This is a genomic window from Waddlia chondrophila WSU 86-1044 (assembly GCF_000092785.1).
GTDB classification, from domain to species: Bacteria; Chlamydiota; Chlamydiia; order Chlamydiales; family Waddliaceae; genus Waddlia; species Waddlia chondrophila.
Map to the genome: position 1 here is coordinate 381,033 of NC_014225.1, position 26,948 is coordinate 407,980.

Below are 26,948 nucleotides of genomic sequence, written 5' to 3' on the forward strand. Positions count from 1 at the left end.
GCCTTTACGATTTTTATTAAAAATACTATTTTAGTTTATTTGTATTAAGGCTTTATTAATTTTTTAATAGAATTTTTTTGTTTTTAACGAAATCTTGCCAAGAATGTGTCGGCAGTTGATCCACATCCAATTTTGTCAAACATTCCAAAAAAAATTTAGCAATATGCACGTTGGTGATCAAAGGAATGTGATGATCGATGGCTAAGCGCCTGATTAAGTACCCATCGGAATTATGGGTGCCGGTAGGAGTGGAACGTGGGATATTGATGATAAGGTCCACTTGCTTTTCGGAAAGAGCAGTGATCACATTTGGTTCAATGTCTTCAGATCCCTTATAAAGAAAGTGGGAGGCAACTCCATGCCGCGTCAGATAGTGATGGGTATTTTCAGTCGAGTAGATTTCCCAGCCCATCTCTTCGAGTTTTTTTAATTCTCCAAAAAGGCGCCCTTTTTTATCTCCTCCGATACTGGCCAGTATTCGTTTGCCATTGATCGTTTGCTCCGTTGCCAGCCAAGAGAGATAGAATGCTTTTTGAAGATCTTCTGCCAGGCAGGCAACTTCGCCTGTAGAGGCCATTTCGACATGTGCGACAGGATTGGCTCCTTTTAGCCTGTTATAGGAAAATTGCGGCGTCTTTACTCCGACATACTCCAGTTCCAATGTTTCGTAGTGTTTAGGAGTGTGCTTGCCGAGAATCGCTTGAGTTGCGATTTCAATGAAGTGATGATTGGTCACTTTTGAAACAAAAGGAAATGAACGAGCGGCTCGTAGATTGCATTCAATCACTTTGATTGCATTATCTTTGGCTATAAATTGAATATTGAAAGGGCCGGTGATGTTAAGTGCGCGTACAATATCCTTCGTCATTTTTTTCACTTGACGGATGGTTTCCAGGTAGAGTCTTTGAGGGGGAATAACGATTGTCGCATCACCGGAGTGGATGCCTGCATTTTCGATATGTTCGGAAATTGCTTCGATCACAACTTCGCCTTGACTTGCGACGCCATCTAATTCGAGCTCTTTGGCGTTCGTAATAAATTCCGAGATCACGACTGGATGATCGGGGCAGATCACGGTTGCCTGCTCGAGGTATTCCTTAAGCTCTTGATCAGAAAAGATGGTGTTCATCGCTGCGCCTGACAGCACATAAGAAGGGCGGACGAGGACAGGGTAGCCCACAGTTTTTGCGAACGCGCGGGCATTTTCAAAAGTGGTGACCTCTTCCCAGGCGGGTTGATCAATTCCCAGCTGATTAAGGAGAGAGGAAAACAACTTCCTGTTTTCCGCTTGGTCGATGGACGCAGCAGATGTTCCCAGAAGAGGGTATCCTTCTTGATGCAAAGGGAGGGCAAGATTATTGGCAATTTGTCCCCCTACGGAGACAATGATCCCTTTGCTTTTTTCAAAATCTGCGATATCCGATACCCTTTCCAGGGTGATCTCTTCAAAGTAGAGGCGGTCCGATTCGTCGTAGTCGGTAGAGACTGTTTCCGGATTTGAATTGATGATAATGGACTCTTCTTCAAGATTTTTGAGAGTTTTTACTGTGTTGACAGCGCACCAATCGAACTCGACGGAAGAACCGATGCAGTAAGGGCCGGAACCTAAAACGATAATGGGAGCTTTCTTGGCTGGCTGGATATCGTGGGTTGTTCCGTGATAGGTGAGATAGAGATAGTTCGTTTCAGCCTCAAATTCGCCGGCAAGAGTGTCTATCTGTTTAATCACAGGAACTACCCCTTTCTCTATCCTTTCCCGCCGCAATCGTGCAGGCGTTTTACTTTGCCGCTTGGCGATCGCGCGATCTGAAAAACCCATTTGTTTAGCGTTGAGAAGAAGCTCTTGTGTGAGAGGGTCTTGCTTAAGCCTGCTTTCCATCGCAGTCATTTCAGCGATCTGATTGAGAAACCAGGAGTCGATTCTTGAGAGCTCTTTCACCTCTTCCAACCTGCCCCCGTTTTGGAGAAAGCGGGCGATCGCAAACAACCTGCGGTCGGTTGCGTGTTCAATTTCTTTTTCGGGCTTATCGATTTCGTGCGGGTGGTCAAAAAGACCATCAGCGCCGATATTGAGCATGCGGATCGCTTTCTGCAAAGCCTCTGGAAATGAACGTCCGATCGCCATCACTTCGCCTACGCTTTTCATTTCGGTGCCGATCGTTCTTTCTGCCGCCTTGAGCTTTTGGATATCCCAACGGGGAATTTTGACAACGAGGTAGTCAAGAGCAGGTTCAAAAAAGGCGGACGTTTTTTTTGTGATCGAATTAGGGATCTCATGCAGCTTTTTTCCGAGTGCCAGCTTCGTTGAAACAAAGGCCAGAGGGTAGCCGGTCGCTTTTGATGCCAATGCACTGGAGCGGGAGAGGCGCGCGTTCATCTCAATGACGCGATAATCGCCGTTTTTTGGATTGAGGGCATATTGAATATTGCATTCGCCAATGATATTCATCCGCCTTGCCGAGCGGATCGCTATTTCCCGCAACAGATGGAACTCTTTGTTGCTCAACGTTTGGGACGGGGCAACGACAATGCTTTCCCCAGTGTGGATTCCCATGGGGTCGAAATTTTCCATGTTGCAGACGGTGATGGCATTGTCATCGGAGTCGCGGACAATTTCATACTCGATCTCCTTCCAGCCGAAAAGGCTTTCCTCAATCAAAATTTGAGGGACTTGGCTGAGAGCTTCTTGCGCCCTTTTCTTAAGCTGAAAAGGGGTGGCGACAACGCCTGACCCTAAGCCGCCTAAGGAGTAGGCGGAGCGCATCATCAAGGGGTAGCCGATTGTTTCCGCTGCCTTCAATGCATCCACAACACTTGTTACAGAAAGGCTGCGGGCTGTTTTGACATCGATGCTCTTAAGCGCTTCTTTAAACAGCTCTCTATCTTCTGTTAAGCGGATAGAGTCTGTCGGCGTCCCCAACACTTGGATGTGATTGTCCTTGAGAATGCCTGCATCTTCCAGCGCCAGGCCAAGGTTCAAAGCTGTCTGCCCTCCGACACTTAGCAAGATGCCATCCGGCTTTTCCCTCTCAATAATTTTTTTAACTGAGGAGACGTTCAAAGGCTGCAAGTACACCTGGTCAGCCATCTCCGCATCGGTTTGAACGGTTGCGATATTAGGATTCACGAGGACAGTCTGAATTCCCTCCTCTTTCAGCGCTTTAATGGCTTGGGAGCCGGAGTAGTCGAACTCGCCAGCCTGGCCGATGCGCAATCCACCCGAACCGAGTATCATGACCTTACGCTGAAATGAACGCAAACTTTCAAATTTTGTGTTCATTTCAGTAGAAACATGCAGCTTTCCTTCAATCAGCTGATGAAACCTTTGGAAGAGCCAAACGGTGTCGGTAGGTCCGGGAGCTGCTTCCGGATGGAATTGCACGGAAAAAAACGGCTTGCTTTTGTGAGCGATCCCTTCCACTGACTGGTCATTAAGATTTCTGAATGTCACTTCCCAATTTTCGGGAAGGGAGTGTTCGTCTATAGCATAACCGTGGTTCTGGCTGGTGATGTAACATTTTCCACTCTTTAAGTCCATGCAGGGCTGATTGTGGCCGCGGTGCCCGAAAGGGAGTTTGTATGTGGTTGCGCCTGCTGCAATTGCCATCAGCTGCGCTCCCAGGCAGATTCCAAAAATTGGCTTGTTCCCTTCCATGGCTTTTTTCAGCCGAGGAATGATCTCTGGGCATTGAGAGGGATCTCCCGGACCGTTTGAAATAAAAATTCCGTCGTAGGCGTCATGGGTAAAATCGTAGTTATAGGGAACTCTTTTGATCGTATAGGGGAGTTTTGACAGTTCCCTTAGGAGATTTTCCTTCATTCCGCAATCGATGGCGATGATTGTTTTTTCCCGTTTGTTATAGGTGCGTATGTCCGGACAAGCTGCGAGGGAAACAAAAGGCTTCTGATTTGGATTTTCAAACGGATTTTCCCATTTATCGCTTGAAGTAATGATGCCCGGCATTGATCCGTGCGCGCGTAAATTTTTTGTCAGGGCGCGTGTATCCATTCCCATGATACAGCCCACGCCTTGAACCTCGAGCCACTCAAGTAAAGAGTGGATCCCTTCGTAATGGCTCCAGCCGCTTGTCGTTTGAGAGATCACAACTCCACTGGCGTGGATCTTTTTCGATTCCCATTGATCTGGAGAGGGGATGCCGTAATTGCCGATCAATGGATAGGTAAATGCGAGGATCTGTCCTGTATAGGAGGGATCGGTTAAAGATTCGGGATACCCTGTCATGCCTGTTGTGAAAACCACTTCCCCTTTGACGGGAGTTTTTTGCCAAAGAGGGCAACGGCCGGAAAAAGACTCTCCATTCTGCAATCTCAGTTGTGCAGATTTGGTGTGAGACTGAAATAAATTCAAACATTGACTTTTGATATTGTCCAAATACATTTTCCAATAATGATCGGTATATTCATAACACGCTGTCTTGGGAAATATAGTTGAGAGTGCCGAATGTATCGCGAGTTTTGCAAATCAACACATCTTTTGGTTCCAGCATCTCTCCGTTGATCGAAGAGAACACTTTCATTTGAGCAAGCTCCACCCGCATTCCCTTGTCAGCGGGAAGGATGACTGGCGCGTTAGGAGCGTTAGTGTGATTTTTGCGGAACTCTTTCCGCATTTTTTTCATGATCTCCAGCCTGACATCTCCTTGCTTTCCGTCGAAACCGGTGATTAAATGCAATACAGGTTTCACCTCTTCCATCAATGTATAGGTACCGAAATAGCCGAGCTCATTTTCTTGATAATTGAGCTTGCCGTAATCATTCGGTTCGGTAGATCCGAAGCCGGAGAGCATCAAATCGATCCGGCTGAAATGGCTGCCAAGAGCAGGAGACCATCCGGCGCCTGAGACATACCCGATCCGTTTGACTTCAGCTCCCTTGTTCATTTCCAGCCAGATTGCAAGGGAGTAGGCTTTGTCATTTCCGGAGATGCTGCTTCGCGTTCCGGTAGAAAAATAGTGCAAAGAGACATCATTAGAAAGGGATTCTTTTTCAATATCTGGAGAGTCAAGAAAAAGCTCCAAGCTGTGGACGGTATTGCGCTCTTGTTTGAAATTGGGCTTCAACGTATGCGAAAGTCTTTGATGGGCGTTGTGGTTGAGGTAGTAACGGATGATATGCAGATCCGTTCTCACTTTGTTCAGTTCATAATTGAGATCGTAGATTTTTTGGATGTCTGCGTGTGCATCAGTATGCGGTTCAGTAACGATGACTGAATCGATCATGTTGAGGTGCAGCCCTGCCTTGTGGAATCGGTCGAGAAACGAGGTTCCGGGATTGATGGCAATGCCGTGTCCGTTCCAGCGGAGGAAAATGCCTCCGCTCTTTGGTGGAAGATGGGGAATCACGTCTCCTGAGCGCGGCTGATCCCATCCGCAGAGGACATGCAAGATATTTTCCTCTGTCTTTGGAGGTTTGGGAGCTTGCTCCAGATAGCTGCGGATAGAGGCTTTCGTTTTTTCACGGTGTGAATGGATTCTGCTTTCAAGCTCTTGTTCCGCTTCCACGTCAACTCCCAATTTAGAAGCAATAAAATCGCTGGAGGGTTCTGCCGGTACTTTCGGAGCAGGGGGCGTTTCAGGAGCTGTTTCTTCAACTTCATTAAGCGGTTCCCGATCGGCCTGCAGTTCGTGCTTTAAATCAAGACAGGATGGATCCTCAGGTTTCAGGGAAAGCGCTTTATCGAGAAAGTTTGCTGCTTTTTCCAGGTTTTTTCTCATAAATGAAACAAAGGCAGTCGCACGGTAGCAATAAAATTCAAATTCTTTGACCTGCCTTGCGCGCATGTAGTGGACGAGAGCTTTTTCGTAATTTTTCGAATAGAAGGCGTGCTCTCCTTTAAAAAACGTTTCCATCTCTGAAACGCCGGCGTACTTTGCTTGGTTTTCTTCGATGAGCTTAAGAATGGAATCTGTCTTATTTATTGGGTTAAGTTCTTTAATCTGAGTTTGATACTCTTCGATTGTTTTAGGTTCGAAAACCGATGTCATGGGTACCCCCGGATACGCGTTTACATTCATTTTTACGGAAATTCTTCATTGACTTCAAGTGGGAATTCCGATCATCATATTGTCTCGATGAATAAGAAAACATTTCTTCCATACGGCAGGCAGTCGATCTCAGACGACGATGTGCAATTTGTTGCTGACGCTCTCCGCAGTGATTGGATCACAAGGGGATCGAAGGTTCAAGAATTTGAAGAGGCGGTTGCCGAGTATTGCGGCGCTCGCTATGCAGTGGCTTTTTCGAGCGGAACGAGCGCTTTGCACGCTGCTGCACATGCTGCAAAGATCAGCCCTTATGACCGGGTGATGACGACGCCTAATACATTTGTTGCGTCGATTGGACCGTCGATTTTGAAGGGAGCGACCCCCGTCTTTGTCGATATCGACAGAGACACAGGAAATCTAAGTTTGGAACAGTTGAAGTATACCTTGGAAGTTCCCTTTACCAGGGGGCAGCAAGTGGTCATTCCTGTGCATTTTGGCGGAATCGCAGTCGACATGGAGACGTTGAGCAAGGCTCTTGTCCATCCGGATTCGCTGGTGATTGAAGATGCAGCTCATGCTTTGGGATCATCTTATCCGGATGGAAGCAAAGTGGGGTGCTGCGCCTATAGCGCGATGACGGTTTTCAGTTTCCATCCAGTAAAAGCGATTACTACGGGTGAGGGGGGGATGGTCACGACCAACGACTTTGAATGCTATCAGGCATTGAAGCAGTACCGCAATAATGGGATCGTGAAGCCGGAAAATTATCCGCAGCCTTGGTATTACGAGGTGGAGGAGTTGACAGGCAATCATCATTTGACCGATTTTCAGGCAGCGCTTGGTTTAAGCCAGCTTGGCAGACTTGACGCGTTTGCAGAGAAAAGGCGCGTGCTTGTCAAGAGGTACCGGCAGCAGTTGAAAGGATTGCCTTATCTCTCCCTTTTTACTGACTGTGCTGATGAGGATACTTGTTTTCACTTGATGGTGGTTCAGATCGATTTTGAAGCTTTAGGGAAGACTCGCGAAGGGTTGGTAGAGGCCTTGGAGCAGAAGGGGATAGGAACGCAAGTGCACTATATCCCGATCTATCGGCATCCGTTTTTCAAAAAGAAAATAAAGGATGTCAGCGCCTATTTCCCCAATATGGAAGCTTATTATTCTCGAGCGCTCTCTTTACCTCTGTTTGCAGAGATGGAAGAGAGCGATGTCGATTGCGTCGTTTCAGAAATTCAACGTTATCTATGCTAGTTTGAGGTGAAGTTGAGATCCCCAACTTTTTGCAAAATCATCGATATTTTCTGCAAAACGGCCTCTGTATATTTGAATATCGCGAGGCATTCTGGTAATGAGCCAGTAGAATCCTGTTTCAAGAGTTCCAAGAAGTAGCTTAGGCGGGCCGCTGTGGATGCCTTGTGCAATTGCGGATATGCCAAGTGCGCATTCTCTCAGTCCAGAGACAATTCCTGTGGTTCCACTTAATAGAGTCGCTGTCTCGGCATCCACGATACGCAAAGGGATAACGATGATTAAAGATCCTAATAAATTTAACGGAGAAGGTAGCAACACGGAAGCGGCGACGAGAGAAATCGCTGCCAGCGCTGCAATTGTTACCCTAATTGCTCCGGCGACAAGTTTTTGGCATTGTTCTTTAGTCGCATTCCCTTTGGCAAGATGATAAACTCCAGTGCCGATGTCGCGTGCGCTTGCAGGAAAAGTATAGTGGGCAATTGTTTGTAAATCCATGGGTTTCCTTTATTATTAATTTGATAAAATGTTTAATAATAAAGAAATTGTTTTTTTATTTCAATTTTAAAAATAAGAAAGTTTTATTGTTTAGCTAATTTGAAAATGATCTCTTATTCGTAGGCAAGGATGAGAGCTTTAGCCATATTGGAAATGGTGGGGTTTGGTTCCTTTTTGAGGATTTTTGCTAATTTCAATGCTTCTTCTTTGCGATTAAGCATGAGGAGGGCTTTTGTTAAATTAAGCAGGGTTGGAGCGTGATCTGCTTCCAGTTTGAGGGCTCTGTCAAGAAACTTTAGGGCTTCCGTCGGTTTGCCCAATTGGAGGTAAAGGGCGCCTAATTGTTGAAGATCGTAAGAGCTGGTTGGATCAAGAACGGTTAACGCTTCAAAAAACGGGAGCGCAATATCATACTTTCCTTGGCGGATGTAAGAATATCCAGCTAAACGCAAGTCTTCGATGTGATCTTCATTCCAACCGAGTTCTTTTAGCCAGTCAATGCGGCTCATAGGGCGTTAACCTTGTAAGAATTGTCCTACACGCCCTACTATAAAGCTCATCCAATTATTTATCTTGTCAATTTGATCAAGCAGAGCTAAAATCGCCCCTTTTTCCTTCTCTTCCTCAGGAGAATTGGTGCTTACCGACATCGCTTTCTCTTCATGTTCAGTGTGTTCCTCCAGAGAGCCCAGGCTTGGAACAATGCGGAAAAAAGCAAAGGGGGAGCGCCGGATGAAACGGTAGCGCTTAGGGGGATAGAAATAAGCCCAGGGAGTGACAACCGGCGCGACACCCAATAAGATGTCTAGCTCGGTCATTTTGGGCATTGTATCGATCAACTGCGTTTGTGGGGGAATGGAGCCTGCTTCCCCCAAACGCAAGTCCTGATTGATCTGTTCCATCATCCGGGTGCGGATGGCGTAAAGATTGTAGATGCTGATGTCCAATTGGTCGATTGTCGCCATTTTTTTCTTCCTCCAATAGATACTGCCGTTTTAGTATACTTAAATCCTATTGGGTGCAAGATGCATGTTTACCTACATTTGTGGCACACCCTAATAATAGATTAACATTTATAGTAATTTTTTGTAAATTAGGGCCTTATGATACCTCATTTATCTGTATTATTGGAAGAAGTCGCTGAAAGTTTCTCCGATGTCGATCTTAAGCGTTTTGTCGACGGGACTTTAGGAGCCGGCGGCCACTCTGCTGAAATCTTAAGCGCTCATCCGGAAATTCAGAGGTTTCTCGGCATCGATCAAGATCCGGATGCATTGGAAATCGCACGGGAAAGATTGTCGAAATGGTCTGAAAAAGTTATGTTTCAGAGAGGAAATTTTTCCGACTTAAAAGAACATCTTGCGCAAAACGGACTGGAAAAAGTGGATGGCATCCTTCTTGATCTTGGAGTTTCTTCAATGCAGTTTGACCGGCCTGAAAGAGGTTTTAGCCTTCAGCAGGACGGACCGCTCGATATGCGGATGAATCCGGAAGAACCGCTGACAGCTGCAGAGATCGTCAATACTTGGCCGGAAGCGGAATTAGGCGATCTGTTTAAGAAGTATGGGGAAGAAAAGAGGTGGCGGGCGGCTGCGCGGGCGGTTGCCGCTGCGCGGCCGATCTCCCGTACATTAGAGCTTGTGGAAGTTTTGACTTCCGTTCTAGGGAGGCCGAGAAAAGGGAAAATCCATCCTGCAACGCTTATCTTCCAGGCGTTGCGGCTTGCGGTAAACAGAGAAATCGAGCGGATCGAGGAAGTGATCCCACAGGCAATCGGCTGCTTGAATCCTGGAGGCAGATTGGCAGTGATCAGCTTCCACAGTCTCGAAGACCGCATTGTGAAGCGGCAGTTCCGCTATTTAGCCGATGATAAGGAAAGCACTAGAGGGGTTGGAGGCGTATTCATTTCAAAAGAGCCTGTCGTTAATCTAATTACCAGGAAACCCATTGTTCCAGGAAAAGCGGAAGTCGAAAGAAACCCTCGCTCAAGGAGTTCCAAATTGCGAGTGGTGGAAAAACGATGACGCAGCAAACCAAATTTTTGATTCGCATTTTAATCTGCATCGCAGTTGCGGCGATCACTCTCTACACAAATATCAATACAATCAACGATCTGACACTTTTACGCCTTGCGATTCCTGCATTGGAAAAAGAGTTGAAAGCTTTGCAAAGGGAAAATGAGAGGCTGCAGTATGAGATTGACTGCTTTGAGAGCCCTATCCATTTGATGGAATTGGCTCGCAAACCCGAATACGGCCACCTGAGGTATCCTAGGTTGGATGAGGTGATCGATATTAAAATCGATGAGGGGGAGAAATGAGGGATAAGGGACGCCGGCGGCTGGTTGCGATCTCCCTTGGAGTCTATTTCCTTTTTTCCTTGCTGATTTTTCAATTTTTCAAGTTGCAGATTGCTGAACATGAAAAATGGAGTGAAACTGCGCGTAAACAGCACTTTTTTGTCGTGAAAGAGCCATTTAGAAGGGGGACTTTTTGGTCGAACACAGCGATTAAAAAAAAACACCCGGAAGAGCCGCAGAAACTTGTTTTCGATATCCAGAAACATCACTTGTACATCGATCCGATGTCGATTTCGGAAGAGCACAGAGATGTCATCGCCGATGAAATTGCTCGAACACTTTCTCTTTCCGCCGATGAAAGGAAGAATATCCGCGACGCATTCGATCGGCGCAGTCGCAGCCGAAAGCTAGCCATGTGGCTGGATCAAGAAGAAAAAGATCAACTTTTGAACTGGTGGTCTCCGTTTGCCAGAAGACGTAAAATTCCCAGCAACGCACTGTATTTTGTCGCCGACTACAAGCGTTCGTACCCTTTTGGAAAGCTTTTAGGGCAGGTTTTGCATACTGTGCAGAATCAGCGGGATGAAACAACCAAGCAGGTCGTGCCGACGGGTGGATTGGAGCTTGCTTTCAATAAGGAGTTGCGCGGCAAAGAAGGGAGCCGTTTGCTGAAGCGTTCGCCCAAACACCGCTTTGAAACCGGGCAAGTGATGCATCCTTCTGTCAATGGCCAAGATATTCATTTGACGATCAATCACATTTTACAAGCGATTGCGGAAGAGGAGGTGGAAAAAGGGGTGAAGCGTTGTGGAGCGAAAAAAGGCTGGGCCGCTATGATGGATCCAGGAACCGGCGCTATACTTGCTTTGGCTCAATACCCGTTTTTCTATCCGGAAAGGTATCCGGAGTATTTCAATGATCCTGAAAAGGTGGGAGATACCAAGGTCAATGCGATTACCGATGCCTATGAACCGGGTTCCACGATGAAGCCGATTACCGTTGCCATTTCTCTTCAGGCTAACGATGAGTTGCGAAAAAGAGGAGAGCCTCCTCTATTTGATCCTGAGGAAATGATGCCTACACTCGATGGCCGCTTTCCCGGCAGGCAGAAGGTGATTTCGGATACTCGGGCCCACTCCTACCTGAATCTCAATATGGCCTTGCAGAAATCCTCCAACATTTATCCTGCCCGTTTGGTTGAAAGGATTATTAAGCGCTTAGGTAATGAATGGTATCGCTCTGCATTGACCGATACTTTTGGCTTTGGAAAACCTACAGGAATCGAACTTCCTTCCGAAAGTTGGGGTGTGGTTCCTCGCCCGGGAAAATTGCACCCTAATGGTGCTTTAGAGTGGTCAGCATCGACACCATTCTCTCTAGCTATGGGCTATAATCTTCAGGCCACCAGCTTGCAGATTTTAAGGGCTTGGGCAGTGATTGCAAACGGAGGCTATTGGATAACGCCGCATCTTGTCGCAGGGGGTGGAAATCTTCCTTCATTTCGGGTGTTGGATCAAGCTGTTATCGATCGGACGGTTGAAGCAATGAAGTATGTCACCAAAACAGGCGGAAGCGGAAGGCGGGCTGATATTTGGGGATTTACTGAGGTAGGCAAAACGGGGACTGCCGAAAAGATTGTAAACGGCAGATATTCAAAAAAACAAACAGTTGCCAGCTTCGTTGGCTTTGCTCCTGTCAAAGATCCAGTTTTTGTCTTGATTGTTGTCATGGATGAACCGGAATGCCGCTTTATCCCTGGAGTAGGGAGCAATCTTAATGGCAGCATTGCCGCAGCGCCTGTATTCAAAGAGATCGGACGAAGAACGCTTGAGTACCTAGGTATTCCTCCGGATGATCCAGGAGGTTATCCTTACGGAGATCCCCGCAGCGATCCTGAAAACGCGGATTGGGTAAAGGAAACACGCCAGTTGCAAGAAATCTATGAAAAATGGAATAAATGATATTCCATGAAGCTAAAACGACTCATCAAAGATCTTCCAAACGCAGAAATCAAAGGCTCGAAAGAGATTGAAATCACCGGAATTTGTGCGCATTCCAAGCAGGTAGCGCCCGGGAATCTGTTCATTGCCAAGAAGGGGAGAACGTTCGACGGTTCGCAGTACATCGCTGAAGCTGTAGAGACCGGAGCTGCCGCCGTACTCAATGATATCTTCGACCCATCATTGAAAGTGAGCCAGATTATTCATCCGAATGTAGCTGTTGTGGAAGGCAAGCTCGTCTCGGCGTTTTATCATCGCCCAGGAGAGGAGCTGCTGATGGTCGGGGTGACAGGAACAAACGGAAAAACAACAGTTTCTTATCTTATCAAGCATCTTTTTGATTCTTTGGAAATGCGCCCTGGATTGATCGGAACGATTGAATATCTGATTGGAGACCACGCCGCTCCGGCAACCCACACGACTCCGGACGTTGCCACCAATCACAAGCTGCTCAGGGAAATGGTCAATCAAAGATCTCAAGCTGCAGTAATGGAAGTGACCTCTCATGCATTGCATCAGGGAAGAGTGAGTGAAATCTCCTTTGATGTGGGGATTTTCACCAACTTATCTCAGGATCACCTCGATTATCACAAAACGATGGATGCCTATTGTGAAGAGAAGCGGAAGCTTTTTTTGTCTCTTGATCCGGAAGCTAAAAAAAGGAAAAATTATCCCAAAGCTGCTGTTGTTAATATCGACGATCCTTGGTTTGAAAAAATTATTGACGGCTGCCGGGTGCCGATCATTACGTATGGGATTGCCAATCATGCAGATCTGAGAGCAGAGGAAATACAGCTGGGTGCGGAAGGGATTGTGTATACGTTGGTGCATCAAGGAAAACGCTATCCTGTTTCTCTTCCGTTGATCGGCCGATTTAACGTTTTAAACAGCCTTGCGACGATCGGATGCGGAATATCTCTGGGAGTTCCTTTGAACAAAGTGTTGGACGCCGTGAAGAGCTTTCCTCCTGTGCCGGGCCGCTTGGAATATGTGCCCAACAAGCGCGGATTGAAGCTTTTCGTTGATTTTGCTCATACACCGGATGCGTTAAAAAATGTTTTAAATTGTTTAAAAGAGCTGACTCAAGGGAAGTTGATCGTTGTATTTGGCTGCGGCGGGGATCGCGATCCTTATAAGCGTTCGCAAATGGGGAGGATTGCCGAGGAATTTTCTGATTTGGCCATCATCACTTCCGATAATCCTCGTTCGGAAAATCCCGCAAACATCATGGATCAAATTGTTGCGGGCTTTAATGATCCTTCCTGTTTCATCAAGATTGAAGACAGGCGAAAGGCCATCGAGGAGGCAATTCATCGCGCGACACCGGAAGATGTGGTGCTGATTGCGGGCAGAGGGCATGAACCTTATCAAATATTTGCGCATCAAACAATAGAATTTAAAGATCGCGAAGTTGTAGAGGATATATTACATTCATGAGGAGAAGCAATCGCAGGGAATTCTTAAAAAATAGTGAGATAGGTTCATGATTAAGCGATGGATCAAAAACGTCTGGGTTGGATTGATCGCAGTTGTTTTTGCCGGCTGTGCGTCAAAATCTCCAGAGTGGGAACGTTCGGATCATGAGGTTGCGGCGGTGCGAGTCAGGCGTGAGGCGGTAAGGCCTGTGATTGTGATCGACGCAGGCCATGGAGGGAAAGATCTCGGAGCAAAATGTCCGGATCCACAAACTGAGGAGAAAGCCCTTAATTTGCAAACAGCCTTGCTGCTCAATCAGTTTTTGCAACAAAAAGGGTATCAGACCATATTAACCCGAGGCGAAGATTTTTTTGTCCCTTTGAAGATGCGTGCAGATTTTGCCAACAGCAACCGTGCGACCCTTTTTGTCAGTGTCCACTACAACTCTGCGCCTAATAAGGCTGCGGAAGGAGTCGAGGTTTATTATTATGATAATCAGGATGACCTTGTTCGAACTTCCCGTTCTAAAATTCTTGCTCAGAAGGTATTGGATCGCGTCATTGCTTCGACCAAAATGAAATCCAGGGGGATTAAAAACGGAAACTTTGCCGTGATCAGAGAAACGCGAATGCCGGCAATCTTGATTGAGGGAGGATTCATGACCAATGAAAAGGAGCTTGCCCGGCTGCGTGATCCTGCTCATATCCAGCGGATAGCGGAAAGCATTGCAAATGGTGTGCAGGATTATTTAAGATCTTGATGGATCATCATTGTCCCCGGCGCGATTCGAACGCACGACCTATTGCTTAGGAGGCAATCGCTCTATCCAACTGAGCTACGAGGACATATGCTTTAGCTTAACGAAAGCTTCTTTTTACATCAAGACGATTCTTGCATCCAATGGGAAGGTTAGTCCATGATGAAAATAGAATAACTATTGGGGAAAAAATGATGGTGGATAAAGCAGACATTGGTTTAGTCGGTCTGGCCGTTATGGGCCAAAACCTTGTTTTAAATATGAATGACAATGGCTACAAGGTCGCGGTATTTAACCGTACGGTATCAAAAGTCGATGATTTTCTTGAAGGGCCGGCAAAAGGAACTGAAATTGTTGGTGCTCATAGCCTTGAAGAGTTGGTTGGCTTGCTTAAAAGGCCGCGGAAGGTCATGTTGATGGTAAAGGCTGGCAAGCCGGTGGATGCCTTTATTGATCTGCTGCTTCCCTATTTGGAAGAAGGAGATATTGTGATCGACGGAGGGAATAGCCGCTTTGATGACACGACAAGGCGCACCTGCGATTTGAAAGAAAAAGGGATCTTATACGTTGGAACGGGAATTTCCGGAGGAGAAGAGGGTGCCCGCCATGGACCTTCGATCATGCCCGGAGGAAATCCGGAGGCTTGGCCGCATGTGAAAGAGATTTTTCAGGCGATTGCAGCCAAGGTGAAAACAGGGGAGCCATGTTGCGATTGGGTTGGCGAAGAAGGTGCCGGCCATTACGTCAAAATGGTGCATAACGGCATAGAGTATGGCGATATGCAGCTGATTTGCGAGGCATACCAGCTGATGAAAGTTGGGTTGGGCTTCTCAAGCAAACAGCTGCATGATGTGTTTCACCATTGGAACGAGGGGGAACTCAACAGCTACTTGATCGAAATCACCTCCGATATTTTTTCCTATCAGGAGAATGGCGAGCCGCTTGTGGAGAAAATTCTCGACGTGGCGGGGCAAAAGGGAACGGGTAAATGGACGGCAATCAATGCTCTTGATTTCGGCATGCCTGTCACCTTAATTGCCGAGGCGGTTTTTGCGCGCTGCTTATCCGCTATCAAGGATGAACGGGTGTCAGCAAGCAAGGTGCTGCATGGTCCGGAAGCGATTTTCAAAGGGGATGCCGAAGATTTTGTCGATGCTGTCAAATCAGCTCTTTATGCATCAAAAATTGTGAGTTATGCCCAAGGCTTTATGCTGATGCGGGAAGCAGCCAAAGAATTTGGTTGGACTCTTAATTATGGCGGAATCGCTTTGATGTGGAGAGAGGGGTGCATTATCCGCAGCCGCTTTTTGGGTGATATTAAAAAAGCTTATGACAAAAATCCAGCCATTCAAAATTTGCTTCTCGACGATTTTTTCAAATCAGAAGTCGGGAAAGCGCAATCAGGCTGGCGGCAAGTGGTTGCAGCTGCTGCTCAACTAGGAATCCCTTGTCCCTGCTTTAGTTCGGCATTAGCGTTTTACGATGGTTATCGCACAGCCAGGCTGCCGGCCAATTTGTTGCAGGCGCAAAGGGATTATTTCGGAGCGCACACTTATGAACGTGTCGATAGGCCTCGAGGCGAGTCCTTTCACACCAACTGGACAGGAACAGGAGGAAAGGTCAGCTCTTCCACCTATAATGCATGAACCCTGGGGCGTGTCCATCATCTAATTGAGGACGCTCCCTAATCTTTTCTGGCAAATAGTGCGTTTATCTGTTATGATCTCAACTTTGCAAAGATGATGTCCATTTATTTGTTTGGAGAAAAGCGCGAATGTTTGCGAATTTAATTTATATAGTACTTGCAATTCTTGGTTTAAGTTTTCTGATCTTCATCCATGAGCTGGGCCATTATTGGATGGCGCGCCGTGTCGGCATGCGGGTGGAGACTTTCGCTATCGGATTTGGCAGACCTATTTATTCCTGGATGAGGGATGGGGTCAAGTGGCAGATCGGATGGCTCCTTTTCGGAGGATTTGTTAAAATCGCCGGTACAGATACAGATAGCACTGTCGATCCTTACGCGGTCAAAGACGGATTTTTTGGCAAAGGTCCCTGGAATAGAATTAAAGTGGCATTTATGGGGCCGTTCGTCAATCTCGTGTTTGCCCTGTTAGTGTTTGCTTTGCTGTGGGCGATCGGTGGCCGTACTAAGTCTTTTGCGGAGTATACGTCAAAAATTGGATGGGTAGATCCCAACTCTGAGTTATACGCTCTAGGCGTTCGTCCCGGGGATGAAGTCGATTCTTATGACGAGCATCCGTTTTCCAGTTATAAGGATCATTTGTATGCCTCTTTGCTAGGAGATGAGGAGATCAAGATCAAAGGGACGAAAATCGACTACGAAACAGGAGAGAGATTTCCTTTTGAATACACTGTCGCTTCTTATCCCAATCCCGCTTTTGCCGATAAAAAGATGAAAACAACAGGAATTCTTTCTTCAGCAAGCTATATCATTTACGACCGTTTGCATAATGGTCGTGAAAATCCGTTGCCTGAGGGCTCTCCATTGCAAAACAGCGGCATTCAATATGGCGATCGCATTCTTTGGGTGGATGGAGAGACGGTTTTCTCAAACGCGCAATTGAGCGAATTGCTTAACGATGGTCGCGTTCTAATGACAATTAAACGGGGAAATGACATCATTCATCGGCGTGTGCCTCGTGTCAGGGCGCAGGAACTTAGGCCCGACGTTGAGTTTAGGGAAGAGATGATCGATTGGATGTATGAAGCAGGGCTCAATTCCCGCCGCTTTCAAGATTTGTACGCGATCCCTTATAACCTGACTCATGACGGCGTTGTTGAGGAAGAGCTTCGTTTTATCGATAAAGCAGATCAGAAAAAAGCATTTCCCGTTCATCTGTTTTCCGATCTTGAAGAGCCTCTTCGTCCAGGAGATCGGATCATTGCAGTTCAGGGGCAACAGGTCAAGAGATCTTATGAGATTCTCCGCGGGCTTCAAACAAAGCAAGTACAGATCATTGTTGCGAGGGACTCTGCTGAAACGGCTGTTATCCCTTACCAAAAAGCGAATGTTTCATTTAATCAAAATATCGAGTGGATGCATTTGCACCAAATCGCAGATAGCATAGGAACTAATGCGTTAAAAGCACGTGCGGGAAACTTGGTTCTTTTAGCGCCTGTGACTCCTATGGCACGCAAGAATTTTCCGATGTCGGAAGAAACAAAGGCGTGGTATGCCGCAGAATTGCTTGAGAAGAAGCAGGAAATTGAAAAAATCGAAGATCCGGAGAGGCGTGCGCAGCTGCTTGGCCAGTTAAAAGAAAGTCAGGAACTTCTTGTGTTGGGCATTCCCAATCCTCAGGATCGTCAGGTGGTTTACAACCCAAATCCAGTGACTGTATTTTCAAATGTTGCCAAGGAGATCGGCCGTACAATGCAGGCTTTATTTTCAGGAACCCTCAGTCCAAAATATATTGCTGGACCTGTAGGCATTGTTCATATGGTGCAGACGACATCATCGCAAAGTTTGATGGAAGCGCTATTTTGGATTGGAGCGATTAGTTTGAACTTGGGTGTTTTGAATTTGCTGCCGGTGCCGATTTTAGATGGAGGAACGATTGTTTTTGCATTTATTGAGATGGTCACAGGGCGGCGCATGAAGCCGAAGACATTGGAAAAAGTGGTGATTGTTTTCGCTATTCTTTTGATCAGTTTTTTCCTCTTTCTAACGTATAATGATATTTCAAGGGTGTTTGGCTAGCGAGATGATTGGAGTTCTTTCCTTGGGAAAATGTGAAGGTTATTCTCCCAAGGAAAATTTATCCTTCTTCGCCGAAAGGCCCCTTCCTTTAGGTAGGGGATGCAAGGCGAAAAATCAGGGCTAACGTAAGCTGGGCGACCAAAACTTCCTCTTCCAATAAGATTGCTTAATTTCAAGGGATTCTTGATGTAGGCGCTTGGACGAAACGCCTTTTAAGCTGTTAACTTTTTAGTCTAAAGGCTTTGGACCGGTAAATTCTGCCTTTTTCTTGATCTCGTCGAGATGGATGTGCTCTTTTTTCTGAGGCACTCCCCAAGCATTAAACAGAATCGTATTGACCATTGTGTTGTGCTCATCGAGATTGGCAAGCAATTCCTCAAATCTTGCGTATGTAGCCTTAGTGAGTTTGCTATCCCTATCTGTCGTAATGACAGAAACATTTTCAATCACAGGAGTTATTTGTTTTGTGTTTAGATATTTTCCTCGCATGGTGATATATCCGTCTTTAGAACGCATATCTGCGTGAGCTGCCTTTCTAATGCAATCGTGCAGAAGGTAGTCGGATTCTGTAGATGAAATTCTTGTACTTGTTCTTCCTTTGATCAGCTGCAGCGTTTCTATTCCTTCTTGTAATGCTCGATAAGCAGCTATTTCGACTCTATCGTGCAGCTGTTTAACAATAACAGCATTGTAGATCTCTTCCGGAGTAAAGCCGTCATTGATTCTTTGCTGCACTTCATCAGTTTTGTAGCCGGCATCTGTAAGAAATTCTGCTTGAGCTTCACTAAATCCTAACTTAATGAACGAAGCGGATTGTTGATCAACAGGTGAATCACTTAACTGAAAAAATTGAGAGATTGAGGTAATTGGATAAAAAGACATAACTAATATATTCCTTATATTTTTTTTGAAAGATATTGGATTATATATATTTAAGTTTGTTTATTTCTATTAAAAAATTTTATTTTTTTAAAGTTCTGATTTTCAAGAATTATAAGAATATTTTTTTTATTTTTAAATTAATTAATTAACATTAAGTGTATTGAGAATGATGTTTTCTGATTAATGTTACTTTGTTATATGGGATGAATGAGGAAAACTTCATGGGAGGAGGAGATAATGAGCAGTTTGGCTTCATGCACGCAAACCGTTGGACATTCAGGTTGTTGCGGCATTATTCCGGAATACATGTTGAGAAAACTCGCTGAAAAGGAAGGCGATAATCAGATCAAAGAAATTGCCTTGAACACTCTGGGTAAGGATGATCGTGTGCGCAAAGAAAGGTGTCAGGTCCAGAAAGAATTTCATCGAAGGACTTTTGTTCCTTATAATCTCTCGGAAATTTCGGATTCTCAGACATCTGTTATCAAAATCTACGATGCAAAACGGTCGACACAGCTTCCCGGAACAAAAATTGTATCCCCTGATCTTTCGACAGATAAAGCAGTAGTGGATATTTATCGATGGGCCGTGAAGACAGATGAATTTTTCAGGAACATTTTTGAAAGGAACTCTATCGATAACAACGGAATGGAAGTCGTTTCTACAGTGCACTATGACAGAAACTATGCAAACGCGTTTTGGAATGGAAGTCAGATGGTATTTGGCGATGGAGATGGTAAGTACATTGCTTCTTTTACGATCGACAGTGATATTTACGCGCATGAATACATGCATGGAGTTTCGCAATTTGATACCAATTTACGCTATCAGGACCAGGCTGGAGCGTTGAATGAATCGATATCGGATGTCTTTGGCATCATGGCCAAGCAATCGATTCAGAAGGAAACTGTTGACAGCTCGAATTGGTTGATTGGAGAACATCTGTTGGTTGGCGGGAAGTATGCATTGCGTTCGATGAAAAATCCTGGGACAGCTTATCGCGATCATCCTGTATTTGGAGACGACCCGCAGACTGCAAGTATGGATGCTTACGACGACACTTTGGATGATAATGGAGGAGTGCACATCAATTCAGGAATTCCGAATAAAGCTTTTTATTTGGCTTCTACAAAATTGAGGGATTACGATCATGAGCGCTATGCTTATACTTGGAACGGAACGGGAAGAGTTTGGTATGAGGCTAGGCAAAGGGTAGGTAGCCATCCGACATTTTCCGACTTTGCGTCTAAGACAGTAGAGGTTGCCCAAGAGCTTTTTGGCAGAGAAAGCAACGTAGAAAAAGCATGTCGATATGCTTGGGGTGATGTCAAGGTAGAGCTGGGATCAACGCCTTCTCCAGCTCCAAAACCGATTGAGTGGTGCAATTTGCTATAGGCCTTCCTGGAAAATTATCCTGATTCCGGTTATGGTATGCCATTAAAAACCCAGCTCTAAAGAGCTGGGTTTTACGCTGTAATTAAGGATAAAATGGAAAAAAGCTTGTTTGAATCCTTGAAAAAGGTTCTTTGGCAATATAAAGAAAAATTTTTTCTTGGATTCCTGATGTTGCTAGTTTCAAATGGCCTTTTGATTTTCAATCCCCTTGTTTTCAGGCAGGCAGTCATCGCTGTCGACCCAAATTCTCCAGTTGAAGAGGGAATACTGCATGACTTTTTTTGGTGGCTATGGGGTGCTCAGGTAGGAAATATTTGGGTATGGGCACCCTCTTTGCTCTTGATTGCAATTCTTTCCGCCTATTTAAAATATCAGATGCGCGTTACATTCATTACGGTCAGCCGGGATGTGGAGGTGGAGATTCGGTCAAAGTTGTTTAGCAGGATTCAAAGCCAATCAATGGCGTTTTTCGATAATCACGGGATTGGCGAATTGCTGAGCCGCTTGACCAACGACATATCAGCTTATCGCGATGTCCTGGGGCCTGGGATCATGTATCCGTTGTTTTTTCTCACTTTAGTTATTCCGGGGCTTGCTGCTCTTTTTTTCATTTCTACGAAGCTTGCAGTGATTTCGATGATTCCTATGATCCTCATTCCGATCGTCAATTTTGCTATACGGGGACGTCTTTACGAACTCTCTAAAAGAGTGCAGAAAAGTCTTGCAGACTTAAGTAATATGGCTCAAGAGCATTACTCGGCAATTCGGACGATCAAGAGTTATGTGATCGAAAATACGCTTTTTAAATATTTTCTAGCTCTTTGCAATTCGCTGGTTTCTATGAATCTTCGGTTAGCAACCCTGCAAGGAGCTCTATTTCCTTTTTTCACTTTTTTGACAAAGGTGACTACCGTTGTTCTCGTGCTTTTTTCGGGTTTCGTCATCTTGAAAGGTTGGGGAGAGTTGAGCGCGGCCGATTTTGTGTCCTTCATGTGGATCCAATCCTATATCTTTTTCCCTGTTTTAATGCTTGCTTGGCTGATCCCTGTATTTGAACGGGGACGCGCAGCTTATGATCGGCTGCTGGAAATTTATGAGGAGCCGATCGAAGTGGTGGATCATCTGGTGTCGGAGTTGAAAATTCCGGCTGGGGCAAGGCTTGCCTTTAGAAATCTGACGTTTCGCTATCCTTCTCAGCAGATCCCTGCCTTATCGAATTTTAATCTAGAGATTGAAGGAGGGGCGTTTGTTGGGATCACAGGGCCGGTGGGTGCAGGAAAAAGCACACTGTTCAAGCTGCTTAATCGGGAGTATGAAATTCCGGAGGGGATGATTGAAATTGGAGGAAGAGATATCCATAAGTATCCTTTGAGCGCCTTTCATATGGAGGTTGTCACAGTAGAGCAGGTTCCTTTTCTTTTTTCAAAAAGCATTGAAGAGAATGTTAAATTTGGTAAACGGGAAGCAACTAAACAGGAGATTGAGGAGGTTTCCCGTTTTGCCGATTTTCATGAAACAGTTCTCGACTTTCCTGAACAGTATCATACATTGGTAGGAGAAAGGGGGGTGACACTATCGGGAGGGCAAAAGCAGCGCCTTGCCATGGCGCGCGCATTTCTGGTTAATCGTTCGATTTTACTATTGGACGACATCTTTTCAGCTGTTGATTCCGATACGGAGGCGCGCATTTTCCAATCGATGAGGAGGAATTTCAAAGGGAAAACAGTTTTGCTGATCACGCATCGTATGTCGATTTTGGAGCAGATGGACCGCGTCATCTATCTGTCAGGCGGCCAAGTTTCAGAAGAAGGCACTCCAAAAGAGTTAATGCAGTTGGGCGGTCAGTATGCAGCGTTGGTGGAATTGCAAAGGATAGACAGACATGAAAAAACTTGACCGTGAGCTTATGCACAAGCTATGGAAGTATTTGCTCCCCTATCGCACGATGGTTTTTTCCGCTGTGGCAATTTTATTAGTTTCTAAAGGAGTTGAATCCTATGTGCCCGTGTATATTGGCCAGGTGACAGATTCGATTTTAAAGGGGGACAGCAGCCAGCTGACAGCTATTGTCCGGCAATCGCTTATCATCATTGGAATGCTCTTTTTTGCCTATCTTTTGGATAGTTTAAACGTGTTGTTGAAAAATATCGTTGGACAACGCGCGCTGTTTGCTCTGCGCTCTGATGTGTACCGGCATATTCAGAGGATGCCGATCGATTTTTACAATCACCAAAAAGTGGGGACATTAATGACGAGGACGATACACGATGTTGATCAAATCAATCAAATGTTTGCCGAAAGTTTGATCCCATTGTTCGGAGGCGTTGTTCTGTTTATTAGCATCTGCATCTGCCTGATTGTTTTGAATTGGAAGGTTGCCATTTTGTTGATTGTCATTTTACCTTTCGTGTATCTGCTTACGCGTACATTCAGCCGGGAACAGCGGAGATGTTACGGACTCATTAGGAAAGCTGTGGCTAAAATGAACGCGTTCGTTCAAGAACATCTTTTAGGAACATCAACGATTAGAAGCTTTGGTCTTCAAAAAGAAGAAAAAAAAATTTTCGATGAGCTGAATCTGCAGCATCGCGAGGCGAATGTGGAGACGATTCATCACTTTGCCAAGTTTTTTGCCAGTATCGATTTTGTGCAGAGTTTTTCCTTAATCGCTGTTTTTGTGCTGTTGGTTCAGTGGGAGCCTTTAGGCCGCGGATTTCAAGCCGGGACATATTTCACTTTCAGCCTTTACGTACTTATGCTGTTCAGGCCTTTGTCTGATTTGGCGGAGCGCTACAATGTTTTGCAGTCTGCAGCAGCAGCAGCCGAAAGAATTTTTAGCGTTTTGGATCTTTCGGAAGAGGTCAAAGGGGGAGAAAAGGTTGTAGAAGAACTGAATCATTTGGCATTTGAAAATGTGTGGTTTGCTTATAGAAGCGAGGATTGGGTGTTAAAGGGGCTGAGCTTCGAAGTGAAAAAGGGGGAATCCGTTGCATTTGTCGGGATGACAGGAGCAGGCAAGACAACGATTCTCAACCTTCTTTTGCGATTTTACGATTATCAAAGGGGAAGGATTACAATTAATGGTAGGGAAATTACCGAGTATTCTATTTCTAGCTTGAGAAAGCTTTTTGGAGTTGTTTTACAGGATCCAGAATTGTTTTCCGGCTCAATACGGGAAAACATTTGTCTTGGCAATCCTGATATCAACGATCAACAGCTTCAGAAAACTTTGCGTTTTATGCAGTTGGATACGCTTTTAAGCAGCTATTCGGATGGACTGAATCACCGCTTGACGGAAAGGGGCAAGGGATTGTCTTCTGGAGAGAGGCAATTAGTTTCCATGGCGCGCGCCATGGCTCATAACCGCAGCTGCATGATCCTCGATGAGGCGACAGCAAATATTGATACCTCTCATGAAAAGATTATTCAGGAGGCGTTGAAAAAGATTCTCCATATGAAAACGTCGCTTGTGATCGCCCACCGACTTTCGACAATAAAAGATGTCACTAGGATTATTGTTTTACATCATGGAGCAGTTAAAGAATCGGGAGCCCATTTTGAGCTTCTTAAACAAAAAGGAATTTATGAGAAGCTTTATCGACTTCAATTTTTATCATGAATACGTTTTATCTGGGACCGAATATTTTTTACCACACCCGTTGATAAAGAGTCTTTGCTATTGACCGGAACGGTTGCGATTCCCACCTCTTTCGCCTTAGGATGTTGATAGTGATGATGGCTTCCGGAGGAGCGTTTGAGGATAAATCCAGCATTTGCAAGCTCTTTGCAAAGCGTTTTCCATTTGACATTATGTATCGAATAAGCTTTCTCGGAAAAATCACCTTCTTGCGCTGCTTCTGCGAGGCTATTTTGCAGTTTAGCCGTCGCTTCCTTCAATATTTGAGTGGCTTTTGTAATGGAAATCGTTTCTTTCGGATCGGGTTTATTTTCAACAATGGAAAAAGTTTTCTCTGTCAAATCAATGGCGCTTTCCTGTTTTTCCGCCTTGGCTCCGCTCTTTTTTTCGGATGAATCCGGTTTTGTTTGCCTTTTTCGGGAAATCGTCTTTTTTTGCTTGGCTGCTGAACCTTTAGGATTCCTTTTCTTTCGATCTCTTTCTTTGCGGTCTTGCGGAAGTTTTCCTTCAATCAGTGCATAAAGAAATTTGTTCAATTTTGGTGTCGTACTGCCTAAGGAGGCCATCATTTCTGTGGCGCATTGAATATTTCCGATCACTTTGTCGATCAATTCTGGATCTATCTTTTTTTTCCGAGTTTGTTCGTTTTCGATCACTTGGTAGATTTCCTGAAGAGTTTTAAGGATGAATTCCACTCCTTGATTCAAGCTGCCGCATACCGATCCTTTTAAATCTTGCAATGTAAAAAGAATCGCGGCAGCGTTGTCATCGGAAGATTCAATTAACTCTTCAAGGATTGTAGTGATATTTTCAATATGTATTCCCATATCGGAAAAAGAAAATTGTTGGGCTCCTGATGAGAAGACAGGCACTTTAGCTAGATCGTTTTTAATATTGATGAAGTATTGGGAAACACTTTTAGCTTCTTGAATAATTGCCTGTAAGATGTTTCTCTCTATTTTTATTCGGCTGCTTTTCATAGCATCCGCGAGAGAGGCGGACTGCATCGCTTGCAAGACAATAATGCGTCTACTATCTAGCTTGATCACTTTGGGAAGCCAGTTTGGGATCAAAAGCTGATAGAACAAAGCATTTTCTTTCTCGAGATCTGATTTTTCCATCAATTTCTTGATCGATTCCGACCATCCTAGAGGATCCAAGATTTGTTGTTTTGGAAAAGAATCAAGGATTTTCAGAGCATAAGTATGCATATTGCCAATTTTGTTCAAATGGACAGACAATGACTGATAAAACTGAACAAGGATTTTCGGGGTAAGGCTTTGGCTGTCTAGACGATGCTTGATGAGTTTTTGGACGAGTTCTAATCGTTTATCATAATTTGCGGTGTCTTCATGGAAATCGCATATTGTCCAAAAATGCGCATGTCGGTCATACCATTTGCAAGAGGTTTGCGTGTAGCGCAGCATGAGTTCAAGCCATTCATGCTGAGAGCGGACATTTTCATTCGGTTGTTCAATATGGATGGACGCTGTATTGAAAAGCTCGAATTGACATTTTTTTTCAGACAACTGTGCAGCTAAATAATCGAACGCTTCCGACACGTGTTGGCATTGGTCTTCTATCGCAGCTTTTTTTCCACTTCCCATTTTTTCAGTGAGAGCGGGCATTTGCTGACAAATTTCACGCCAGAGTTGCAAAAGGCCTTGTGCAAACTGAGGAAGTAAGACGCAAAGCCTTTCTTTTAATTGATTCTCGAAAATTTTCGCTTTTTCTCCTAATGACTCCGAAATCATATTCGCTTCTCTTACCAAGCCTAAAATGATCGAAAATTGCATATAAATGGAATCAAGGTCGATAGAGGGTACAAGGCTTGCAAGATTTATAAGGTTGCAATGCGTTTGCGTGTAGAAGAGTTCAAGGAGATTGAGATCCACCATTTTTATTCTCTTGGCGGTGTATTGCAATGCACGGGGCAGCTCTTCAATTTTTATCGAAGGATGAGGGTCGTGGATAGAGGGAATGACGGTGCTGATTACCGACATGGAATTTTTATCTATAAACGTTTCCAGTTGTCCAAAAAAATGACTTTTAGAATGATCAAGAATAGGAGGGGTCACTAATTTAATCCTTTTTTTAATTTGAAATATTGTCTCGATTTTTCAGTTTTAAAACAATGGATAACTCTGAATTTCATTTAGACTTGAAAAAAACTGAAAAGTTGAGATAATAAAAAATATTCATTTATTCAGGCCTAAAGCGACATGGACCGCTGGTTATCTTATTTGTTTGAGCGACTGAGCCCGTTTTCCTCTTTTTTGGTAATCGTGGGGGTTTCCATAAGCGCTGCGATCCTTGATGGCTCTCTTTTTAATCCAATCAATTTTACTACTTCTTGCATGGTCTGGCTTTTTTTGATGTTTTATTTTAGACTTCGCAATGATTTGGATGATATTGAGATTGACAAAGTTGCTCATCCCGGCCGCCCTTTGCAAAGAGGGTTGATTCAAAAGAAAGAGGTTGAGGTTGTTTTAAGAGGATTGGAGATAGCCCTTATTTTTTTAGGCGCTGCCATTGTTCTTTATTATGGGGCTTGGAGCCGTTTGTTAGTTTTTCTGATTGGCGGTTATTTTTGGCTGATCCGTCATCGTTTTTACCTAGGAAAAGCTCTTGATAAAAAGCCTCTTGCCAAAGCCTTAGCGTTCCAAGGGATTTTGATTCCGATGATCCTTCTTTCGATCAGTTTGTCCCATCCGCGTGCGTTGTTGACTGAAGCAAGTGTGTTTTACACACTTCTTTTATTCGGAGCTTTTTTTACGTTTGAGCTATGCCGCAAGCTAAATCCGTTTGCTCATCCAGCAGCGCAATCGCTTATTCATTTTTTTGGATTTAAGAAGGTCTTTCGTCTAGCGGCTGCTTCATTGTTTGCATCTGCAGTCGGCGCTTATGGTTTTGGAGTGTTTAGATATCTGGCTCCTTTGGAGATTTTGGTTCTGCTTGTTTTGATTTACATGTTTAAAAACCCCAGGCGGTATGCTGTTGCGAAAGCTGCGGCCAATCTTTCATTGATTGTCCATTCATGGTCGGCAATTTTTGAGAGAATTTCTTTATTTTAAAATTCGTTCTTTGATA

General features: G+C 44.8%; 19 protein-coding genes, 1 tRNA gene and 1 pseudogene. 12 read left to right on the forward strand and 9 right to left on the reverse strand.

What is annotated here, in order from left to right; genetic code table 11:
• Positions 1-55: 55 nt before the first annotated feature.
• Together carB and WCW_RS01660 are read right to left on the reverse strand one after the other, a co-directional pair.
• Positions 56-4,399, reverse strand: coding sequence for a carbamoyl-phosphate synthase (glutamine-hydrolyzing) large subunit (gene carB / locus WCW_RS01655; RefSeq protein WP_013181446.1), 4,344 nt, complete (start codon positions 4,397-4,399; stop codon positions 56-58).
• A 22-nt stretch (positions 4,400-4,421) separates the two neighbouring features.
• Positions 4,422-6,005, reverse strand: a complete 1,584-nt coding sequence (locus WCW_RS01660) for a tetratricopeptide repeat protein (protein ID WP_013181447.1) — start codon at positions 6,003-6,005, stop codon at positions 4,422-4,424.
• Between the two features lie 87 nt (positions 6,006-6,092).
• Between WCW_RS01660 and pseC the strand changes: the two genes are divergently transcribed.
• The gene (gene pseC / locus WCW_RS01665) at positions 6,093-7,253 is read left to right on the forward strand and encodes a UDP-4-amino-4,6-dideoxy-N-acetyl-beta-L-altrosamine transaminase (RefSeq protein ID WP_013181448.1); all 1,161 of its coding nucleotides are present in this window, start codon (positions 6,093-6,095) and stop codon (positions 7,251-7,253) included.
• Here pseC and WCW_RS01670 read toward each other — a convergent pair.
• From WCW_RS01670 to WCW_RS01680, 3 genes are all read right to left on the reverse strand, one after another.
• Entirely contained in the window at positions 7,245-7,748 is a 504-nt protein-coding gene (locus WCW_RS01670) for a hypothetical protein (protein ID WP_013181449.1), read from the reverse strand. The genes pseC and WCW_RS01670 overlap by 9 nt on opposite strands.
• 113 nt (positions 7,749-7,861) lie before the next feature.
• The gene (locus WCW_RS01675) at positions 7,862-8,257 is read right to left on the reverse strand and encodes a tetratricopeptide repeat protein (RefSeq protein WP_013181450.1); all 396 of its coding nucleotides are present in this window, start codon (positions 8,255-8,257) and stop codon (positions 7,862-7,864) included.
• A gap of 6 nt (positions 8,258-8,263) precedes the next feature.
• Positions 8,264-8,713 carry a DUF5399 domain-containing protein gene (locus WCW_RS01680; RefSeq protein ID WP_013181451.1) on the reverse strand — a complete coding sequence of 150 codons (450 nt, stop codon included), beginning with the start codon at positions 8,711-8,713 and terminating at the stop codon, positions 8,264-8,266.
• 138 nt (positions 8,714-8,851) lie between these two features.
• Between WCW_RS01680 and rsmH the strand changes: the two genes are divergently transcribed.
• From rsmH to WCW_RS01705, 5 genes are read left to right on the forward strand one after another with little or no spacing between them, the layout of a single operon-like run.
• Positions 8,852-9,772, forward strand: a complete 921-nt coding sequence (gene rsmH / locus WCW_RS01685) for a 16S rRNA (cytosine(1402)-N(4))-methyltransferase RsmH (RefSeq protein ID WP_013181452.1) — start codon at positions 8,852-8,854, stop codon at positions 9,770-9,772.
• Entirely contained in the window at positions 9,769-10,068 is a 300-nt protein-coding gene (locus WCW_RS01690) for a cell division protein FtsL (RefSeq protein WP_013181453.1), read from the forward strand. Before rsmH ends, WCW_RS01690 begins: the two co-directional genes overlap by 4 nt.
• Complete coding sequence (locus WCW_RS01695; protein WP_013181454.1) at positions 10,065-12,008, forward strand: peptidoglycan D,D-transpeptidase FtsI family protein; 1,944 nt, start codon at positions 10,065-10,067, stop codon at positions 12,006-12,008. The genes WCW_RS01690 and WCW_RS01695 overlap by 4 nt, the downstream gene beginning before the upstream one ends.
• 6 nt (positions 12,009-12,014) lie before the next feature.
• On the forward strand, positions 12,015-13,484 hold the full coding sequence (locus tag WCW_RS01700) for a UDP-N-acetylmuramoyl-L-alanyl-D-glutamate--2,6-diaminopimelate ligase (RefSeq protein WP_013181455.1): 1,470 nt from the start codon (positions 12,015-12,017) through the stop codon (positions 13,482-13,484).
• Between the two features lie 46 nt (positions 13,485-13,530).
• Positions 13,531-14,223, forward strand: a complete 693-nt coding sequence (locus tag WCW_RS01705) for an N-acetylmuramoyl-L-alanine amidase family protein (RefSeq protein WP_013181456.1) — start codon at positions 13,531-13,533, stop codon at positions 14,221-14,223.
• An 11-nt stretch (positions 14,224-14,234) separates the two neighbouring features.
• On the opposite strand, the gene WCW_RS01710 is transcribed toward WCW_RS01705, so the two are convergent.
• Positions 14,235-14,308 (reverse strand) — tRNA-Arg (locus WCW_RS01710).
• Positions 14,309-14,411: 103 nt separating this feature from the next.
• Between WCW_RS01710 and gnd the strand changes: the two genes are divergently transcribed.
• Positions 14,412-15,866 carry a decarboxylating NADP(+)-dependent phosphogluconate dehydrogenase gene (gnd, locus tag WCW_RS01715; protein ID WP_013181457.1) on the forward strand — a complete coding sequence of 485 codons (1,455 nt, stop codon included), beginning with the start codon at positions 14,412-14,414 and terminating at the stop codon, positions 15,864-15,866.
• A gap of 128 nt (positions 15,867-15,994) precedes the next feature.
• Positions 15,995-17,944 carry a M50 family metallopeptidase gene (locus tag WCW_RS01720; protein ID WP_013181458.1) on the forward strand — a complete coding sequence of 650 codons (1,950 nt, stop codon included), beginning with the start codon at positions 15,995-15,997 and terminating at the stop codon, positions 17,942-17,944.
• Positions 17,945-18,064: 120 nt separating this feature from the next.
• On the opposite strand, the pseudogene WCW_RS10490 reads toward WCW_RS01720, so the two are convergent.
• Positions 18,065-18,157, reverse strand: a pseudogene (locus WCW_RS10490) (IS200/IS605 family transposase); the annotation flags it as partial.
• Between the two features lie 15 nt (positions 18,158-18,172).
• Complete coding sequence (locus WCW_RS01725) at positions 18,173-18,826, reverse strand: hypothetical protein (protein WP_013181460.1); 654 nt, start codon at positions 18,824-18,826, stop codon at positions 18,173-18,175.
• A 237-nt stretch (positions 18,827-19,063) separates the two neighbouring features.
• Between WCW_RS01725 and WCW_RS01730 the strand changes: the two genes are divergently transcribed.
• The 3 genes from WCW_RS01730 to WCW_RS01740 all read left to right on the forward strand — a co-directional run bounded on the left by WCW_RS01730 (position 19,064) and on the right by WCW_RS01740 (position 23,840).
• Positions 19,064-20,221, forward strand: coding sequence for a M4 family metallopeptidase (locus WCW_RS01730; protein WP_013181461.1), 1,158 nt, complete (start codon positions 19,064-19,066; stop codon positions 20,219-20,221).
• Positions 20,222-20,314: 93 nt separating this feature from the next.
• On the forward strand, positions 20,315-22,117 hold the full coding sequence (locus WCW_RS01735) for an ABC transporter ATP-binding protein (RefSeq protein ID WP_013181462.1): 1,803 nt from the start codon (positions 20,315-20,317) through the stop codon (positions 22,115-22,117).
• On the forward strand, positions 22,104-23,840 hold the full coding sequence (locus WCW_RS01740; protein ID WP_013181463.1) for an ABC transporter ATP-binding protein: 1,737 nt from the start codon (positions 22,104-22,106) through the stop codon (positions 23,838-23,840). Before WCW_RS01735 ends, WCW_RS01740 begins: the two co-directional genes overlap by 14 nt.
• Here the strand turns inward: WCW_RS01740 and WCW_RS10370 are convergent.
• Entirely contained in the window at positions 23,825-25,936 is a 2,112-nt protein-coding gene (locus WCW_RS10370; protein WP_013181464.1) for a type II toxin-antitoxin system HicA family toxin, read from the reverse strand. The two genes, WCW_RS01740 and WCW_RS10370, sit on opposite strands and share 16 nt — an antisense overlap.
• 297 nt (positions 25,937-26,233) lie before the next feature.
• Between WCW_RS10370 and WCW_RS01750 the strand changes: the two genes are divergently transcribed.
• On the forward strand, positions 26,234-26,932 hold the full coding sequence (locus tag WCW_RS01750) for a hypothetical protein (RefSeq protein ID WP_338063164.1): 699 nt from the start codon (positions 26,234-26,236) through the stop codon (positions 26,930-26,932).
• Positions 26,933-26,948 lie beyond the last annotated feature (16 nt).